This window comes from Lacihabitans lacunae, from assembly GCF_042649125.1.
In the GTDB taxonomy this organism is placed as follows: domain Bacteria; phylum Bacteroidota; class Bacteroidia; order Cytophagales; family Spirosomataceae; genus Leadbetterella; species Leadbetterella lacunae.
In genome coordinates, this window is the sequence record NZ_JBHRYQ010000001.1 from 2467791 (window position 1) to 2485707 (window position 17917).

Here is a 17917-nt window from a genome sequence, read left to right on the forward strand (position 1 = left end):
TTGAGTTAGAAACCTGCCACTAAACGTTTCTAACCGTTACAAACGACTGCGGTATTTCTATGTACATTCTGTTTTATTTTTCGGCAATTCCAGATTTCTTAGTCGCTTGTTTGTATGATTTTTTCAGAATCACCATTTTAGTTTTAGGAGGTTCAAAAGCGGGCTGGAGTTCGAGTGCTACATTTTTTTGGGTTTTGGCTAAAACTAAAGTTTGATTTCCTTCTTGCAATGCCAATTTAATATTCTCAAATCTGTAAGCTTTGGTGAGTTCTAATTTCAACTTCAGTTTGGCGGGTTTATCAGCAGATTTTTCAATGAGTTTTTTTAGGCCCTTTAAAAGCAAATAGATTCGTCTGAAAAGTAATTGCAGTAATAAAGCTTATTAATTGGCAAAGTCGGATATGTTAACTTATAGTTTTGTTAAATACGCAGATACTTTTTTTTATTAAAATGTCCATCAACATTCTTATCAAACGCGGTATCCTCGAAAGAATCATTCTGAAAGAAAACACAATTATTTATTCATTAATGAGGAAATTAAGATATAGTAAAAATCATTTTAGTAAATTTGCACCTTAAATTTCAAATTATGTCTTTAAATTCTCTCAATGCAATCTCTCCGATAGACGGAAGATACCGAAAACAAGTTTCTGATTTAGCCGAGTACTTTTCGGAGTTTGGTTTGATCAAATATAGAGTACGCGTAGAAATCGAGTATTTCATAGCTTTATGTGAACTGCCGCTCCCTCAACTCGCAGATTTCGATAAAAAACTGTACGGAAAATTGAGAGAAATCTATCAGAACTTTAGCGAAGCAGACGCTTTGGCTATTAAGGAGATAGAAAAAACCACCAACCACGACGTAAAAGCCGTGGAATATTTTATTAAAGACAAGTTTGCTACTTTTGACATCCTTAAGTTTTCGGAGTTTATTCACTTCGGACTTACGTCTCAAGACATCAATAACACTGCTATCCCGCTTTCTATCAAAGAAGCTCACACCGCTGTGATTTTCGAGAATATGATGGAAGTAGTATCTCAAATAAAAGCCCTAGCAGACGAATGGGAAGACATACCGATGTTAGCTAAAACCCACGGACAGCCGGCCTCTCCTACCCGCTTGGGCAAAGAACTTAGAGTTTTCGTGGAGCGTTTGGTGGAACAAATCGGCCTGTTGGCGTCTATCCCTTATGCCGCAAAATTTGGGGGTGCTACGGGCAATTTTAACGCTCACCACGTAGCATATCCGACTATAAACTGGGTGGGATTCGGGAATGCTTTCGTAAACGAAACACTTGGACTATCGAGAAGCCAAACTACTACCCAGATAGAGCACTATGACTACCTAGCTGCCTACTGCGATAACCTAAAGCGTATTGATAATATTCTGATTGATTTTTCGAGAGATGTATGGCAATATGTTTCTATGAATTATTTTAAACAAAAAATAAAAGCAGGCGAAATAGGCTCTTCGGCAATGCCGCACAAAGTAAACCCTATAGATTTTGAAAATGCAGAAGGAAACTTAGGAGTAGCTAACGCACTTTTTGAGCATTTTGCAGCCAAACTACCAATATCAAGACTACAACGTGACCTGACCGACTCCACCGTTTTGCGTAATATGGGTGTACCACTAAGTCACTTACTGATAGCACTTAAGTCGCTTAAAAAAGGAATAGGCAAACTAGAACTTAACCGAGCAGCCATAGACCACGACTTAGACGAAAACTGGGCAGTAGTGGCCGAGGCCATCCAAACCGTGCTAAGAAGGGAAGGTTACCCAAAACCATACGAAGCACTGAAAGATTTGACCCGTAAAAACGAAAAAATCACGGAGCGTTCTATCAAAGAGTTTATAGAAACATTAGACATATCAGACAAAGTGAAATTTGAGCTTAAGCAAATATCTCCGTTTACATTTACAGGAGTATAACTTTAGCGAAGCGTACAATAAAAACCTATTAAATTCTACATAAATATGAATTTCAAAAATGGATTTGTAGTTGGTATTATTTGTGTTTTTTTAGCGTTTTTATTGTACTTACAATCCGACCTCTTTATCAACTTCCCTATTGCTGACGACTTTGGGGCAATCATAAATTTCAATTTAGATTACCTAAATACCCACACCCTTTCAGACAAGCTCACTTTACTTTTCTCTCAAAATAACGACTTCAAACTAGTAGTACTAAAACTCGTAGATCTCACCTACCTCACCATTTTTGATAATGTAAACTTAGGGCATCTCCGTGTGTTTGGTTACTTCATGTTTTTGAGCACCATGTTTTTCTTATATAAACTAGGCGATTTTAGAAAAACCAACATCCTATATTTCCTACCGGTGCCGCTACTGATGATATCTTTTGCGTATAGCGAAATCAATGCCTTTGCCATGGAGTCTTTATCTCATTTTTTGGTAATCTTTTTAGCTCTGGCTACCTTTTATTTCTTGTTTCAAACCAAATATTTCGTTCTTGCCATTCTTTGTTTGTTTTTAGGGGTATTTGCCAACGGAAACGGCCTCCTGCTTATTCCACTTGGTGCCCTAGGACTATTATTTCTAAAAAAATACAAGCACCTCGTCATCTGGATATTAGCTTCTTGTGTGTTTTTATTCTTGTTTTTCTTTAATTATAACCGAGGCGAAAGCACCCTTAACGGCTCGGTATTAAGTAGAGTGGCCCATGTATTCCCCATTTATTTTGGTGGCATAGGAGGCTTAGAAAATATTAAGTTAAATTTTGTAATCGGCTGCATTGGAATAGCAGCTACATTTTATTTATTTTTCTTCAAAAAAACATATCAGACACACCTGGTTTTAAGTTTATTTATTCTGTTTTTTGGAGGTACGTATTTGTTAATATCAGCCAAAAGAGCCTACACCCATCCGAGCGAAATACTAAGAGGTGCGTATTTGGTAAATAGCGTGATGATATTTATCACACTTTATGTACTGAGTTATAGCATTTACATAAGCAAATGGTTAAAAAACAACAGTAAAAAAGCCACTAAAGCAATCGCTGCCGTGTTATTTATATGCGGAATTTATCAAGCACGAAATATTACAAGGTGGTATGGCACCCACAGGTATTTTATAGAAACCATTGAGCAGCAATCTTTTGATATGCTTGCAAACAATGCCAACCTTTACAAAGAGCAACAATCACACTATAATATACCCATAATTAATACCAATTTGTTACATACGGCTATCGAAAAGGGCATTTTAGATCCCACCGAAATGTTACACACTTTCTTGGCAAAGCCCATTTCAGAGGTTCCGGAAATCTCAGTACTAAAGACCGATCAACTTTTAGAAATTACAAATATTAATGGCCAACAAATTAAGGAAAACCCGTATATTGCTATATCGGGTACTATCCAAAATTATCCGGTTTCTGGAAGTCATCAGCTTGGAATTTGTATTGAAAAAAACGGGAAGAAAGACTACTTTAAAATACCTCTCAATAAAGATAAAAACGCCTGGTTTAGGTTTAAAAAAAGTTCGAACATTTCATTTAACTTCCTGATAAACAAAGTAAAATATTTAAATACCGAAATAGAAATCACGATTTTCACTTTGGAAAAAAATCAAATAATAAGTAGTAGCGATAGTCAAACCATATACGTAAACGGAACCACACCTTCACCCAAAGCTGAAGAAACTCCGATTGTTTTTTCGAGCAAAAGCATCCCAACTGATAGCACCTACCGACCGACACTTTTAGCCGCTTACACACACAAACAAATTAGCCAAATATTGGTCAATATTCCGGCTGAGTTACAGCACAATCCAGAGTTATACTTAGGATTTGAGAGCACCGAAGACTCGCCATCGTTTATGCTTAAACTAGAAACAGACAGCACTTCGCCCAGCCTGGCTCGTTGTGTTTTTAATCAAAAAATATTAAAAAAGAAACACCCATTAGACAATACGTATCTTTTAAGACTTGTCACTTCTGGTACCAAACAAACCCAATATACAATGAAGTCGTACTTTTTTATTCCAGCTGAAAAATATTAATTATTGTTGGTAAATGATGAATCATTGTTGGCTAACGGTAAAACGTTTATTTAGCTATAAAGACTCAATTTTTTTCACAAAAAAAACGTCTCAAAATTACTTTGAAACGTCTTTATAATATTTTTTAACTATCAAACGGTTATTTTTTATTTTTAAAGAAAACATAGCTCAAACCAACCATTGAAGCCATTTTTTTATAATTTTGAAAAACACTCCCCTTTCAATAACTGGGTCGCCTGCCAGCGGGGCCTCCATTTTTTTTCGAAAAAAAACGGAGCAAAAAAAACTGCACCCTGCAAACTCGCACAATTAAAATTCTTATTGTCAAGGTTCTAATAAAAATATTCTTCCCAAAAGAATTTTAACAGTGCTCAAACAGTGCAGGGCGATGTAATGATTTGTTTTCTGTTTTTTTACCCGTTTGACAGTACTATTTTTTCCTTTTAAAAACTTACACGCCAGCAGTTTCTGCCTCTGGTGCAATCTTTTTTACCAAGCCTTGCAAAACCTTCCCAGGTCCACATTCCACAAATTTTGTAGCTCCGTCGGCTACCATATTTTGCACACTTTGTGTCCATCTAACCGGCGAAGTTAGCTGGTGAATAAGATTAAGTTTGATGTGTTCTACATCCGTAAATGGCTTTGCATTCACGTTTTGATACACTGGACAGATAGGCGTACTAAATGTCGTATTTTTTATAGCTTCTGCCAGTTCTTCACGTGCAGGCTCCATCAATGGTGAGTGAAACGCCCCCCCAACTTGTAGCACCAAAGCACGTTTTGCACCCGCCTCTTTCATTTTTTCGCAGGCCACATTTATTCCTTCTACCGAACCCGAAATCACCAATTGACCCGGACAGTTATAGTTGGCCGCCACCACTATTTCTTTAGTGTCGGCATGCACTTGGGCACATACTTCTTCCACTTTTTCGTCAGATAGGTTAAGCACAGCCGCCATAGTAGAAGGTTGAAGTTCACAGGCCTTTTGCATAGCTGCAGCACGCTGAGCCACAAGCCTAAGTCCGTCTTCAAATGACAACGCACCCGCAGCCACCAAAGCAGAAAACTCACCCAAAGAGTGCCCAGCTACCATGTCAGGTTTAAAATCCTCAACGGTAGTAGCCAAAATAACCGAGTGCAAAAACACCGCCGGCTGGGTTACGTTGGTTTGTTTGAGTTCCTCGTCGGTGCCCTCAAACATAATTTTGGTAATATCAAATCCTAAAATCTCATTTGCTTTCTCAAAAAGAGCCTTCGCCTTGGCGTTAGTTTCATAAAGCTCCTTTCCCATTCCACTAAACTGGGCACCCTGTCCCGGAAAAACGTATGCTGTCATTTATTTTTCAGTTTTGTTTGAATAGCAAAATTACGTTTTTTTTTCGAATTGTAGCACCTACACTTCCACCGCCATAAAATCCGGAACGCCAACTTTACGCACACAACCAAAATTATTCATACCCCATCAATAATAAACTAGTATTCAAATTGAATTACTTTTATTCTATTGTTTAAAAAACATTTGGGCGAATCCCCGTCTTCGCCAAGGATCTCTCGCTTTTCGTCAGGCCGACGTCCAGCCAAAAGAGCTCCGCTAGTATCCCTTTCGTTTTATTTGATCAAATACCATTTTCGATAATAAAATAGCTCAAATTCACTTTCCAGTGATTGAAAATAATTTGATTTAAGGTATTAAACGCCTCAAAAATGGCTAAAATCTCCGCACTACCTGAAAATTGGTAAGCCTATTTCATTAACAAATACATTCCCTTCTATAAAAAATACTTATGATTTACATAATAAACATAAATAAAAACTTATGAAATAGAATCCAGAATTTTGCAGTGTTAAACATAAACAAATAATCTTTATGACTAAAATAACAGTTGCAAAAGGAGACGGAATTGGACCCGAAATCATGGATGCTACCTTAGAAATATTGAAGGCTGCAGGGGCCCAAATAGAGGTAGATGAAATTGAGATTGGCGAAAAAGTGTATTTGTCGGGAAACACCTCAGGTATCGCCCCCGAATCGTGGGATACCATAAGGCAAAACAAGGTAATCTTAAAAGCCCCCATAACTACCCCACAAGGCGGCGGATACAAAAGCCTGAATGTAACCACACGAAAAACCCTTGGGCTATATGCTAACGTGAGACCAGTCATGAGTTTGTACCCATTTGTGGAGACCAAACACCCACTTATGGACTTGGTGATAGTGAGAGAAAACGAGGAAGATTTATATGCGGGTATAGAACACCAACAAACAGACGAAGTGGTGCAATGCCTTAAGCTCATCAGCAGACCGGGATGCGAAAAAATAATTAGATACGCTTTTGAATACGCCAAACAGCAAAACCGTAAAAAAGTGACTTGCTTCACAAAAGACAACATTATGAAGCAAACTGATGGCTTGTTTCACAAAGTGTTTGATGAAATAGCCAAAGAATATCCAGAAATAAAAAATGAACACTGGATAGTAGACATAGGTGCTGCTAAAGTGGCGGAGTCGCCCGAACTGTTTGATGTAATCGTAATGCCAAATCTCTATGGCGACATAATATCAGACATAGCCGCCGAAATAGCGGGCTCGGTTGGTTTGTGCGGTTCGGCAAATATCGGCGAAGAATGTGCCATGTTTGAAGCAATTCACGGTACTGCACCAGACATCGGCGGCAAAAACATTGCGAACCCTTCAGGTCTATTACAAGGAGCTATTATGATGCTCAACCATATCGGCCAATCTACGGTAGCTGAAACTATCCAAAATGCCTGGCTGGCAACCCTCGAACAAGGCGTACATACCGCAGACATTTACAAAGAAGGCACAAGCAGCCTAAAAGTGGGCACAAGAGAATTTGCTCAGGCGGTAATTACCAATTTAGGATTAAAACCTAAACAACTAAAAGCGGTATCATTTGCCAATAACAAAGCACTCCATTTACCTAAATATCAAAGAAAAACAGTTTCTAATAAGGTGCTGGAGGGCGTTGATCTTTTTGTACAGTGGAATGATCACGACCCCAACGAATTAGCTGAAAAGCTAAAAAGAATAACTGGAAAAGGAATAGAGTTAACGATGATTACAAACCGAGGAATAAAAGTTTGGCCCAATGGATTTAAAGAAACGTTCTGTACCGACCACTGGAGATGTAGATTTAACCCAACTAAAGGTACTCAGATTGAAAAATCGAATATAATAGACCTTATGAAAAATGCCCTAGATGCCAATATAGACACCATAAAAACAGAAAACCTATATTCATTCGATGGCAAAATGGAGTATTCGATGGGCCAAGGCCAGTAATTGTGAAACTTTTCTAATTCAAATATTTATAGCAAAATGAATAAAGTAGCAATCAAATTTACCATTAGTTTAATCTTGATGATCACATCTCTGATAATGGCAGTCACAAGCAAAGATGGAGTAGACAGTAAACTTTACTCTTCCGTTTCAATCCTAATAGGGGCTTATCTGTCTCACAGTTTGAGCACCAAAAATTTCGGAAAGGGCTAATATTATCCTTCTTTAATGAAACATGGTAAAATTCCATTAAAACCCAAAAAAAAATCCCCGAATTACTTCGGGGATTTTTGTTTGCTATAGAATTTGTAATTCTTAGTTATTTTCTGGTCTTAGACTTCTAACAGTTCTACCAGCTCTCCACATTTCAGAGTCACGTAGTTCTGCTAATTCTACCTCAAGTTTCTCGCGGTAGTCTGGCTGAGAGTTACGCTCGATAGAGATTGCAGCTTCGTTTTGAGTGATTACTGAGTTGTAAAGCTTCTCAAAAATAGGCTTAGTAGCATCTCTGAAAGGCTTCCACCAGTCCAAAGCACCTCTTTGAGCTGTAGTAGAACAGTTGGCATACATCCAGTCCATTCCGTTTTCAGCTACAAGTGGCATAAGCGATTGTGTCAATTCTTCTACTGTCTCGTTAAAAGCCTCAGAAGGCGAGTGACCGTTTGCTCTTAATACTTCGTATTGAGCAGCGAATATCCCTTGGATAGCCCCCATCAAAGTACCTCTTTCACCTGTAAGGTCAGAAGATACTTCTTTGTAGAAATCTGTTTCGAACAAGTATCCTGAACCTACACCGATTGCCATAGCGATACACTTCTCACGTGCTTTGCCAGTAGCATCTTGGTAAACGGCAAAAGATGAGTTCAAGCCCTTTCCTTCTACGAATAATCTACGTAGCGAAGTACCCGATCCTTTCGGAGCAGCCAAAAATACGTCTACATCAGCAGGAGGAACGATTCCTGTTTTCTCTTTGTAAGTGATACCAAAACCATGAGAAAAATACAATGATTTTCCAGGAGTAAGGTATTTTTTAACTGTTGGCCAAAGCTCGATTTGAGCGGCATCAGATAGCAAATAACAAATGATAGTACCTTTTTCAAGAGCCTCTTCGATTTCGAAAAGTGTTTCGCCAGGAACCCATCCGTCAGCTACTGCTTTGTCATAGGTTTTTCCTTTACGCTGACCTACGATAACCGGTAGACCATTGTCACGCATGTTCATCGCTTGACCAGGACCTTGCACACCATATCCAATCACAGCTACAACCTCTTTACCTAATACTTCTCTTGCTTTTTCTAAAGGAAATTCTTCTCTTGTTACAACTTCCTCTTCTACGCCACCAAAATTTAATTTTGCCATTTTTTAACGTTATAAATTATTAATTTTTATTACTAAGCTTAAATCAACTCCTATTTTAATTTTGCTCTTTCAGTTACCTTAAAGAGCCTTTTGATTTTCTGGGTTAAACCTCTTATTTAAAGAATATTACCCTTTCTAAAAACCGCTGCAAATTTCCGAATAAATAATACCAAAACCAAGGTTTTTAAAACTTGAATTTGTTTATAACTGAATTTTGATCAGCCTATATTATTTTGAAATTATTCTTTTTCGAAAATTACAAAAAATAACTACTTCTGAGATTCTTTCCGAATTTTCAAACTATCACAAATAATACTCCCAGTCTACCTCATCGGGCAAAAACTCTACTAGTCCTTGTGGTGTTTTGCCAACTGCTACCCTACCTGACCTTACGAACTCTATGATTCCGTATGGTTTTAGGTATTTAAAGAATTCAAAAATCTCTTCTTCGGTACCAGTTTTTTGTATGGTCACATAGTCAAGTTCCCAATACACCACCCACGCTCGGTACACCCTATTAATGGTATCTATATCCAAAGGTTTGGCTCCAAGTGGTGTAGAGACCTTAAATAAAGCTATTTCGTTATACACGATGTCTTCATTTAAATATCCGAACACAGCCAAAACCTCCACAATTTTACGGATCTGACGCACCAGTTTTTCTACCTCTTCACGTTTGTCGTGCTTGATCACGATGGTGAAACGAGAAACTCCAAGACGTACAGTTTCAGAAACTGTAAGACTGTCGATATTTATTCTCCTTCGAGTAAAAATTACCGTTATCTTGTTCAATAGCCCGATGCTATTCTCTGTAAATACGCAAATAGTATATTGCATTTTATAAAATCTTATGACTCATTAAAATTTCTTTCAAAATCTATTCAGAGCCTTATTTTTTAAATTTTTATCAAAAACTAAAACAGAAAATCATTTTCTTATTTCAGTCTAATTTCACTTACGCTTCTACCAGCAGGAACCATCGGAAATACGTTTTCCTCTTTTTCAACTACCACTTCTAACAAGTATGATCCGTCATAATTAAGCATATTGTCTATGGCTTGGCTCAAATCTTGTCTTTCAGAAATCTTCTTTCCTTCTATTCCAAAACCTTTACCAATCATGATAAAATCAGGATTTTGGAGCTCCACGAAAGAATATCTTTTTTCGTAAAATAGCTGCTGCCACTGACGTACCATTCCCAAATAGTTGTTATTCAGAATGATAAGTTTTACCGGCAGTTTGCTTTGTGCAATAGTACCAAGTTCTTGTATGGTCATCTGGAAACAACCGTCGCCAATAAAAGCCACTACTTGCCTGTCTGGTGCCCCCATTTGTGCCCCCAAAGCGGCAGGAATAGCAAAGCCCATGGTTCCAAGGCCACCCGAAGCGATGTATGAATGGTGCTTACGATATTGATAGTATCTGGCTGTCACCATTTGGTGCTGACCCACGTCTACTACTACACAAGCCTCACCTTTGGTTTTTTCAGAAACCATGCGGACCACTTCCGCCATTTTTATTTCACCTTCTTGTCTTAGATCACGATCAGAAACCGCCTCTTTTTCTTTGGGTTCAAGCTTACGGAACTCATTTTTCCAGGCCGTAAAATCGTTTTTCTTTACCAAAGGCATCAGAGCTTTTAAAACCTCTTTTGCATCGCCCACCACAGGAGCCTCAGCTTTTTTGATTTTATCTATTTCGGCAGGGTCTATTTCGATGTGAACGATACGAGCCTGCTTAACAAACAGGGAGGCATCGCCCGTAACTCGATCGTCAAAACGCATACCAATCGCAATCAAAACGTCGCATTGGTCAGTCATGACATTGGGTGCGTACATGCCGTGCATACCCAACCAACCCATATAATTTGGATGGTCGATAGAAATAGCAGAAATACCCAAAAGCGTGCTCGCAACCGGTATGTCAGTTTTTTCTACAAACTCTCTAAACTCTTCCATCGCCTCCGAAATCAATACGCCGTGACCAACCAATATATATGGTCTTTTGGCCGAATTGATAAGCTCTGCAGCTTTCTCAACTTGTTCTTTTTTGGGAGTTCTTCTCGGATGATAACCAGGAAGTTTATCAATTTTTCTGTACGCAAATGGCACTGTCATTTGTTGCACCTGAGCGTCTTTTGTAATATCAATCAAAACAGGACCTGGCTTACCGGCCATAGCGATATAAAACGCCTTTGCTAGGATAAGTGGAATTTCGTCAGCACTGGTAATTTGGTAATTCCATTTACATATCGGAGTAGTGATTCCGATTACGTCAGTCTCCTGAAACGCATCGGTACCCAATAGATTTGATGCCACTTGACCTGTAATGGCCACCAATGGTGTACAATCAATGATGGCGTCTGCTATACCCGTAACCAAGTTAGTAGCCCCTGGCCCTGAAGTAGCCATACAAACACCTACTTTGCCACTTGTGCGGGCATATCCTTCGGCAGCATGCGAGGCTCCTTGTTCGTGTCTCACCAAAACGTGATTTATACGATCGGTGTAATCATAAAGAGCATCGTAAATAGGCATAATGGCTCCACCTGGATACCCAAAAATAGTATTTACATTTTCTGCAACCAAACACTCCATTAAAGCCTGCCCTCCAGTCAAAAACTTCGGCTCAGAAACTAAGCCGTCTTTAACACTCGGTTCCATGATTTCTAATTCTTTACTCATGGTAATTTTTATTTATTTATGTTATTTGTCTGTAACGCAACCTTCATCGGCTGGCGAAACATTCTTAAAGTATTTTCTCAATATTCCATGCTCAATAAACGGCGGTGTAAGTGGCTTCCAAGTCTTTCTTCTTTCTGCCAATTCTTCATCCGAAACATGCACCGTTAGCTCACGCGACTCTGCGTCAATTGTGATTCTATCGCCGTCTTTTACCAAGGCAATAGTACCGCCCTCGTAAGCTTCTGGCGAAATGTGCCCAACCACAAATCCGTGTGTTCCTCCTGAGAAACGCCCGTCAGTTACCATGGCTACTTTGTCGCCCAAACCTGCACCCATTACAGCTGAAGTTGGTTTTAACATTTCTGGCATACCTGGTCCACCACGTGGTCCTTCGTAACGAATCACGATTACTTGACCTTCTTTTATTTCGCCTTTGGCAAATGCCTCTAGCATCTCTTCTTCTTTGTCACAAACTTTGGCAATACCCTCAAACTTAAGGCCTTCTTTTCCTGTTATTTTGGCTACACTACCTCTTGTGGCTAGGTTACCATAAAGTATCTGAATGTGTCCCGTCTTTTTGATTGGATCGGAAATTCGATGTATGATTTTTTGGTTTTCAAATTCTAAATCTACCACGTCCTCTAAGTTCTCAGCCATAGTTTTACCACTAATAGTCAAGCAGTCACCGTGAATCAAACCTTCTTTCATCAAGTATTTGATAATGGCCTGCACGCCACCAAGAGCCAAAACATCTTCCATGTAATATTTACCAGAAGGTTTTAGATCGGCAATAAACGGTGTACGATCTGAAATATCTTGTATGTCTTTATAGGTAAGTTCGATACCCGCAGAGTGGGCAATAGCCAAATAGTGAAGTACTGCGTTTGTAGAACCACCCAAAGCCATAACTAAAGTCAGTGCGTTTTCAAGTGATTTTTTAGTAATGATATCTCTTGGCAAAATCTGCTTTTCTAGAATAACTTTCATAGCTGCCCCTATCGCCACACATTCTGCTACTTTGCCTTCGTGGGTGGCAGGAAAAGATGAACTGTTTGGCAATGTTAAACCCAAAGCCTCGATAGACGATGCCATGGTATTAGCCGTATACATCCCCCCACAAGCACCTTGACCAGGAATAGAGTTTTGAATTACTCCTTTATAGTCTTCTTCAGATATAGTACCTGTTATTTTTTGACCGTATGCCTCAAATGCAGAAACAATATCTAATTTTTTTCCTTTCCAAACTCCCGAACGAACCGTGCCGCCATATACCATGATAGATGGACGATTCACTCTTGCCATGGCCATGATGGCTCCCGGCATATTTTTATCACAACCAACTACGGTAATTAGGCCGTCGTACCATTGAGCTGAAACTACGTTTTCAATGGAATCTGCAATAACGTCACGGCTTGGCAACGAATAACTCATACCGTCGTTTCCGTTTGTCATACCATCAGAAACCCCGATTGTATGAAAAATCAAACCCACCATATCATTCGCCTGAATCCCTTTTTTAACATGAACCGAAAGTCCATTTAGGTGAATATTACATGGATTCCCTTCGTATCCCGTACTCGCAATTCCGATTTGTGGCTTTTTCAAGTCTTCTTCTGTAAGTCCGATAGCATAAAGCATCGCCTGAGCAGCTGGGTTACTTACTTCTTGGGTGAGGGTTCTACTGAATTTATTGAGTTCGTTTGCCATTAAAATCTACTTTAAAATATTTTTGAACAAAAAATGAAAATTTCTCTATTAGCGAAATTTCGCTCTATGTTTGTTTTTAACTATACAAATCAAAAAATTTTAATTTAATATTCCAAGAAAAAAGAACGGTATGTAAGCAGAGTAGATTATTTAAAGCTACATATTGTATTTTTCAAAGAAGAAATCAGGTTAACGTTTAATTTCAAACGTTTCTGACTATACATAAACAAGAATACTCGTTTTAAAAAAAGCAAAATATCGATTTCGAATTCCTTTAGTTCAAAATTTTTACTTTAGAAAAAGAGCAACTCACCCTTAATCCAAAAACAAAAAAAAGCTAAAAAAGCAACTTTCGATTTTTACGAAACTCACTTCTCTAGCTTTTTTTAAAAATTCCTTCCTTTTATAAGGAAAAATATCCCTTCGCTTATTTCTTATTTTCCTTCTCGGCCAGCTCAGCCACTTTTTGATAAATCATCACTTGATTAGAGGCTATTTTAGAGAAACCTCTCACGTCATCACCTGACCAAGCATTGTTCATTTCACCATAAGAACCAAATATTGGCGACATCAAATCATACTTAGACTCGATACCTAACAACTGGAAGTTATATGGAGAAAGCGAAACCCTAACAATACCCGACACGTGTCCTTGTGTACTTTCAAAAAACTGCTCGATATCTCTTAAAACAGGCTCATTAAATTGACCTTCGTGAAGCAACATGCCGTACCACTCTGCCATGTTTTGTTTCCAATACTGTTGCCACTTAGACAACACGTGTTTTTCTAGCAAATGGTGAGCTTTTATTATAATCAAAGGTGCTGCAGCCTCAAAACCTACACGGCCCTTAATCCCAATAATAGTATCGCCTACGTGAGTATCTCTACCGATACCATAAGGCACCGCCAGCTGATGCAATCGCCTGATGGCATCTACCGGGTTTTTAAATCTTTTATTGTTTACAGCTTTTAGCTCTCCTTTTACAAACTCAAGCGTAATTTCAGAAGGCTTCTTTTTGGTAACCGGATTTGGATACGCCTCCTCGGGTAAACTCTCCCATGAATTCAGGGTTTCTTTGCCGCCAATAGAAGTTCCCCAAAGGCCCTGATTGATAGAATAGGTCGATTTATGCCATTCTCTCACTACACCTTTTGATTTCAAAAACTCGATTTCAGCCTCTCTCGATAGTTTCAAGTCTCTGATTGGCGTAATAATCTCCGCTTCGGGCACAATTATTCTGAACGCCATATCGAATCTTACTTGATCATTTCCGGCACCAGTAGATCCGTGAGCGATAGCATTAGCATTTAGCGACTTCGCATATTCAGCTACTGCAATGGCCTGAAAAATACGCTCGGCACTTACCGACAATGGATACGTATTATTTTTTAATACATTACCAAAAATCAAATATTTGATACACTCTTTGTAATATTTATCTGCAACACGCGACGTAAAATGCGATTTAACACCTAGCTCATACGCTTTCTTTTCAATATCCGCGATTTCTTCGTCTGTAAATCCACCGGTATCAACCAAAACAGAGTGAACCTCCATTCCTTTTTCTTCGGTGAGGTATTTTACACAAAATGAGGTATCGAGACCTCCACTGTATGCCAAAACAACTTTTTTCATTTTAATCTTTGAGGTGTTACAAAAAATTGAGCCACAAAATTAGAACTAATTGCTTTGAAATAGAAAAAAGAAGGCAAACTTTTAGAAAATATCAAAAAGCAGCCTTCTTAGCACTAATATTTTATCCAATTATTTTATTTAAAAATGGGGTATTTGGCGAGTCCTTTATTTTGTAGCCAATACTGAATAGAAGTCTTAATACAGCCAATTCCGTAAATCATACTTCTTTTGAAGTTTATAGAAGACGCCTCCTCAAAATATTTAGTCGGGCAGGTTATTTCGGCTATTTCGTATCCTTTATTGAAGATCTGACAAAGCATTTGATTATCAAAAACGAAGTCGTCAGAGTTTTCTAAAAAATTAATATCCTGGATAACTTTAGCCGAAAAAGCACGGTATCCAGTGTGATATTCTGAAAGTTTTTGATTGATTAAAATATTTTGCGTTAGCGTCAGAATCCGATTGAAGAAATATTTATAAAGTGGCATTCCGCCTTTTAAAGCCCCCTTTCCCAATATTCGAGAAGCTATCACCACAGGAAACAAGCCTTCTGCAATGATACTAACCATAGAGCGGATTAACAATGGAGTATATTGATAATCAGGATGTAACATAATCACAATATCTGCCTTAAGCTCCAAGGCTTTCAGGTAGCAGCTCTTCTGATTTCCGCCGTAGCCTTTGTTACTTTGGTGTGCCACTATGTGCTTTATACCGATCTTATTGGCCATCTCGATAGTAGAATCCGTACTGGCGTCGTCGACCAAAACTACTTCATCCACCAAATCAAAAGGTATTTCGTCGTATGTTTTTTTTATAGTCTGAGAGGCATTGTAGGCCGGAAGCACCACTACCACTTTCTGGTTATTATACATTAGGAATCCTGTTTTTGGGTACGAATATACAAATGTTGTACCAAAACAAGACAACTGCTACAGTTTTAGCCTAAAACCTAAAAACATCCTACGCCCCTGCAAAGAGGCAAATACGTACGATGGATCAAAATTTAGACCGTAAGGATTTTCCTCATTGGCCACAACTCCACCTTCATTATTGTAGGTTACGTTTTTGTTAAAAGGATCCTCGCTTCGGGCGATTAGGAAAGGCAGATTTTTATACGGCAAAAAATTGAAGATATTTTTCACTCCACCAAACACTTCTAATTTATCCGAAATAAAAGGTTTAGTAAGTTGCAAATTTTGGACCGACCAAGTAGGCGAAAACTCTGGACGAGGATCTAGCTCATTTTGAGTAGGCAAACGCATTGGCCCAACCAGGTTGCCCGTATAGTCTATTTTGAGGCCTTTTTTCCCAATTACATAAGAGAGATTCCAAACGCCATTTACCCTTTCAGAAAGCACGGGCCTAACTTTTTGTTCACCATCGCTTATTTTTGAATCCAAAAATGTTACCCCAACATTTGCCGTAAATCTTGAATCAGTTGCTAAATCTAAATTCAAACTAAAACCACGTGAATAGGCGTAGCCTTTTAAGTTGGCATATATTATTTCGGCAGGATTTACATCGTAATTGGGAATAATTTGATTGAAGAAATGCGTATAAAAAACCGAGGCATCAAAACCCACAAAACCTCTTGAAAATACAAATTGTTTGTCAAAGTTTAAGTTTACATTCCAACTCTGCTCGGGCTTTAGGGTTTCTTTGACTATAACTTTACGTGCTCCCGATAGTGCCGCGTGGTCTTCAGAAAAGAGATTCACCACCCGATACCCTCGCCCTATGTTTAACCTTACGGTTTGCTTATCATCTTTAAACTTAAGTGCCAAACGAGGACTCCAAATAGCCCCATGAACGCTGTTATAGTCAAACCTTATCCCAGCCAAAGCCGTAAAGCCATCGCTCACTCGCCATTGATCTTGCACAAAAACACCAGGCGTAGACATATAAACAGGTTTATTCTGGTTGTTACTTTCGGTGATAAAAGTATTGTCGTCATACAGGTTTAATCTGAGTGGCGTACCTACCAAAACCTCGTGCGATTTGATTTTAAAATACTTTTTGGCCAAAAAATATACGATTTTATCGTCTCCTAAAAACTTGGTGGTGCCGTAAAACGAGTCTTGATTATGGTGAGTATAAGACAAATCTAAACTCAAATCATTTCCCAAGTCTTGATTGGCAATAAACTCAAACCTTTTTGTGAAAATACTCTCCCCGTATTTTGTCTCTTTTCCTCTATCAGACAGCTGCCAGCCCATTTGTCCACCCCACCTGTTTTCATTTAAATATCTAAGAGCTACTTGAGTTTTATGGGTTCGCCCAAAACTAACTTTACTAAAAAAAGAAGCCCTTTGCTGAAGTGTCAAATCCGTAAAACCATCGATATTTAAATCCTTCGGCTTATTATAATTGAACAAATTAGCTCCCAACAGCACCCCAACATTGTTTTTAGAATAGCTAATAGCAGCATCTAAATTGGTATCAAACCACGAGGTGGTATTGCTCTCCAAGTATAATCTCGGAGCTTTTTCTGCTTTTTTAGTGATAATATTTATAAGACCTCCCATGGCTTCAGAACCATAAAGTGTAGAAGACGGCCCCTTCACTATTTCAATCTTATCTACAATTCCCATCGGAATTCCAGACAAGCCATACACCGAACCTAAAGCCGAAACGATGGGCATGCCGTCTATCAAAACCAAGGTATACGGCCCTTCAAGGCCATTTATATGAATATCGCCTGTGCTACAGATATTACAATTGATTTGTGGGCGAACGCCGTTTACATTTTGCAAAGCATCAAAAATACTCGGACTAGGATTTTTCTTAAAAAAAGTAGCCGACAAAACCTCAATAGGAACAGCACTTTCTGACTTAGAAATAGGCTTTAGTGTACCGCTTACCACCAATTCATCCATTTGCCGAAAACCAGCTTTTAGTTTTAACTCCACCAAAGTATCACTACTTACCTCTACATCCCCTTCTAGCGTCTGCATAGACACATATGTGACTTTATAGGTATATTTTCCTTTTGTTAATGCATTCTTACGAGCCATTCCATCAAAATCTGTCAACAAAGATTTACCCGCCACATACACCACTGCTCCCGGAATAACCTCATCGCTAGCCGCATCTACCACCCGTATGGACAACGAAAATTGTGCAAATGAGACCACAAAGACCCCCGAACTTAGAAAAAACAGCAATGCAAGAAAATACTTATTCATCCTCGAAAGTTAATTATT

13 protein-coding genes are annotated in these 17917 nt (G+C 38.6%); 4 read left to right on the plus strand and 9 right to left on the minus strand.

All coding sequences use genetic code 11. The features are described from left to right. Positions 1-73: 73 nt before the first annotated feature. Entirely contained in the window at positions 74-343 is a 270-nt protein-coding gene (locus ACFOOI_RS10785; protein ID WP_379837884.1) for a hypothetical protein, read from the minus strand. 246 nt (positions 344-589) lie between these two features. Between ACFOOI_RS10785 and purB the strand changes: the two genes are divergently transcribed. Together purB and ACFOOI_RS10795 are read left to right on the plus strand one after the other, a co-directional pair. Next, positions 590-1933 carry an adenylosuccinate lyase gene (gene purB, locus ACFOOI_RS10790; RefSeq protein ID WP_379837886.1) on the plus strand — a complete coding sequence of 448 codons (1344 nt, stop codon included), beginning with the start codon at positions 590-592 and terminating at the stop codon, positions 1931-1933. A 45-nt stretch (positions 1934-1978) separates the two neighbouring features. Next, a complete protein-coding gene (locus tag ACFOOI_RS10795) occupies positions 1979-4024 on the plus strand; it encodes a hypothetical protein (RefSeq protein ID WP_379837888.1) in 2046 nt (681 codons plus the stop codon). Positions 4025-4475: 451 nt separating this feature from the next. On the opposite strand, the gene fabD is transcribed toward ACFOOI_RS10795, so the two are convergent. Beyond that, positions 4476-5360 (minus strand): ACP S-malonyltransferase, encoded by an 885-nt coding sequence (fabD, locus tag ACFOOI_RS10800; protein WP_379837890.1) that lies wholly within the window; start codon positions 5358-5360, stop codon positions 4476-4478. A gap of 531 nt (positions 5361-5891) precedes the next feature. Between fabD and ACFOOI_RS10805 the strand changes: the two genes are divergently transcribed. Next, positions 5892-7328 (plus strand): NADP-dependent isocitrate dehydrogenase, encoded by a 1437-nt coding sequence (locus ACFOOI_RS10805; protein WP_379837892.1) that lies wholly within the window; start codon positions 5892-5894, stop codon positions 7326-7328. Between the two features lie 36 nt (positions 7329-7364). Further along, positions 7365-7538 (plus strand): hypothetical protein, encoded by a 174-nt coding sequence (locus ACFOOI_RS10810; protein WP_379837894.1) that lies wholly within the window; start codon positions 7365-7367, stop codon positions 7536-7538. A 102-nt stretch (positions 7539-7640) separates the two neighbouring features. Here ACFOOI_RS10810 and ilvC read toward each other — a convergent pair whose 3' ends face one another. From ilvC to ACFOOI_RS10845, 7 genes are all read right to left on the minus strand, one after another. Next, on the minus strand, positions 7641-8684 hold the full coding sequence (ilvC, locus tag ACFOOI_RS10815; RefSeq protein WP_379837896.1) for a ketol-acid reductoisomerase: 1044 nt from the start codon (positions 8682-8684) through the stop codon (positions 7641-7643). A 303-nt stretch (positions 8685-8987) separates the two neighbouring features. Next, a complete protein-coding gene (ilvN, locus tag ACFOOI_RS10820; protein WP_379837898.1) occupies positions 8988-9521 on the minus strand; it encodes an acetolactate synthase small subunit in 534 nt (177 codons plus the stop codon). 98 nt (positions 9522-9619) lie between these two features. Next, complete coding sequence (ilvB, locus tag ACFOOI_RS10825; protein WP_379837900.1) at positions 9620-11368, minus strand: biosynthetic-type acetolactate synthase large subunit; 1749 nt, start codon at positions 11366-11368, stop codon at positions 9620-9622. Positions 11369-11389: 21 nt separating this feature from the next. Continuing rightward, positions 11390-13075, minus strand: coding sequence for a dihydroxy-acid dehydratase (gene ilvD / locus ACFOOI_RS10830; RefSeq protein ID WP_379837902.1), 1686 nt, complete (start codon positions 13073-13075; stop codon positions 11390-11392). A gap of 427 nt (positions 13076-13502) precedes the next feature. Further along, on the minus strand, positions 13503-14711 hold the full coding sequence (locus ACFOOI_RS10835) for an argininosuccinate synthase (protein ID WP_379837904.1): 1209 nt from the start codon (positions 14709-14711) through the stop codon (positions 13503-13505). Between the two features lie 134 nt (positions 14712-14845). After that, positions 14846-15586: a glycosyltransferase family 2 protein gene (locus ACFOOI_RS10840; protein ID WP_379837906.1), complete on the minus strand. Its 741-nt coding sequence runs from the start codon at positions 15584-15586 to the stop codon at positions 14846-14848. A gap of 57 nt (positions 15587-15643) precedes the next feature. Next, complete coding sequence (locus ACFOOI_RS10845; protein ID WP_379837908.1) at positions 15644-17899, minus strand: TonB-dependent receptor; 2256 nt, start codon at positions 17897-17899, stop codon at positions 15644-15646. Between the last annotated feature and the right edge of the window lie 18 nt (positions 17900-17917).

Bases quoted from the DNA above. Each gene is read 5' to 3' on its own strand.
- purB (WP_379837886.1), top strand. From the start codon at position 590: ATGTCTTTAAATTCTCTCAATGCAATCTCTCCGATAGACGGAAGATAC.
- ACFOOI_RS10795 (WP_379837888.1), top strand. From the start codon at position 1,979: ATGAATTTCAAAAATGGATTTGTAGTTGGTATTATTTGTGTTTTTTTA.
- fabD (WP_379837890.1), bottom strand. From the start codon at position 5,360: ATGACAGCATACGTTTTTCCGGGACAGGGTGCCCAGTTTAGTGGAATG.
- ACFOOI_RS10805 (WP_379837892.1), top strand. From the start codon at position 5,892: ATGACTAAAATAACAGTTGCAAAAGGAGACGGAATTGGACCCGAAATC.
- ACFOOI_RS10810 (WP_379837894.1), top strand. From the start codon at position 7,365: ATGAATAAAGTAGCAATCAAATTTACCATTAGTTTAATCTTGATGATC.
- ilvC (WP_379837896.1), bottom strand. From the start codon at position 8,684: ATGGCAAAATTAAATTTTGGTGGCGTAGAAGAGGAAGTTGTAACAAGA.
- ilvN (WP_379837898.1), bottom strand. From the start codon at position 9,521: ATGCAATATACTATTTGCGTATTTACAGAGAATAGCATCGGGCTATTG.
- ilvB (WP_379837900.1), bottom strand. From the start codon at position 11,368: ATGAGTAAAGAATTAGAAATCATGGAACCGAGTGTTAAAGACGGCTTA.
- ilvD (WP_379837902.1), bottom strand. From the start codon at position 13,075: ATGGCAAACGAACTCAATAAATTCAGTAGAACCCTCACCCAAGAAGTA.
- ACFOOI_RS10835 (WP_379837904.1), bottom strand. From the start codon at position 14,711: ATGAAAAAAGTTGTTTTGGCATACAGTGGAGGTCTCGATACCTCATTT.
- ACFOOI_RS10840 (WP_379837906.1), bottom strand. From the start codon at position 15,586: ATGTATAATAACCAGAAAGTGGTAGTGGTGCTTCCGGCCTACAATGCC.
- ACFOOI_RS10845 (WP_379837908.1), bottom strand. From the start codon at position 17,899: ATGAATAAGTATTTTCTTGCATTGCTGTTTTTTCTAAGTTCGGGGGTC.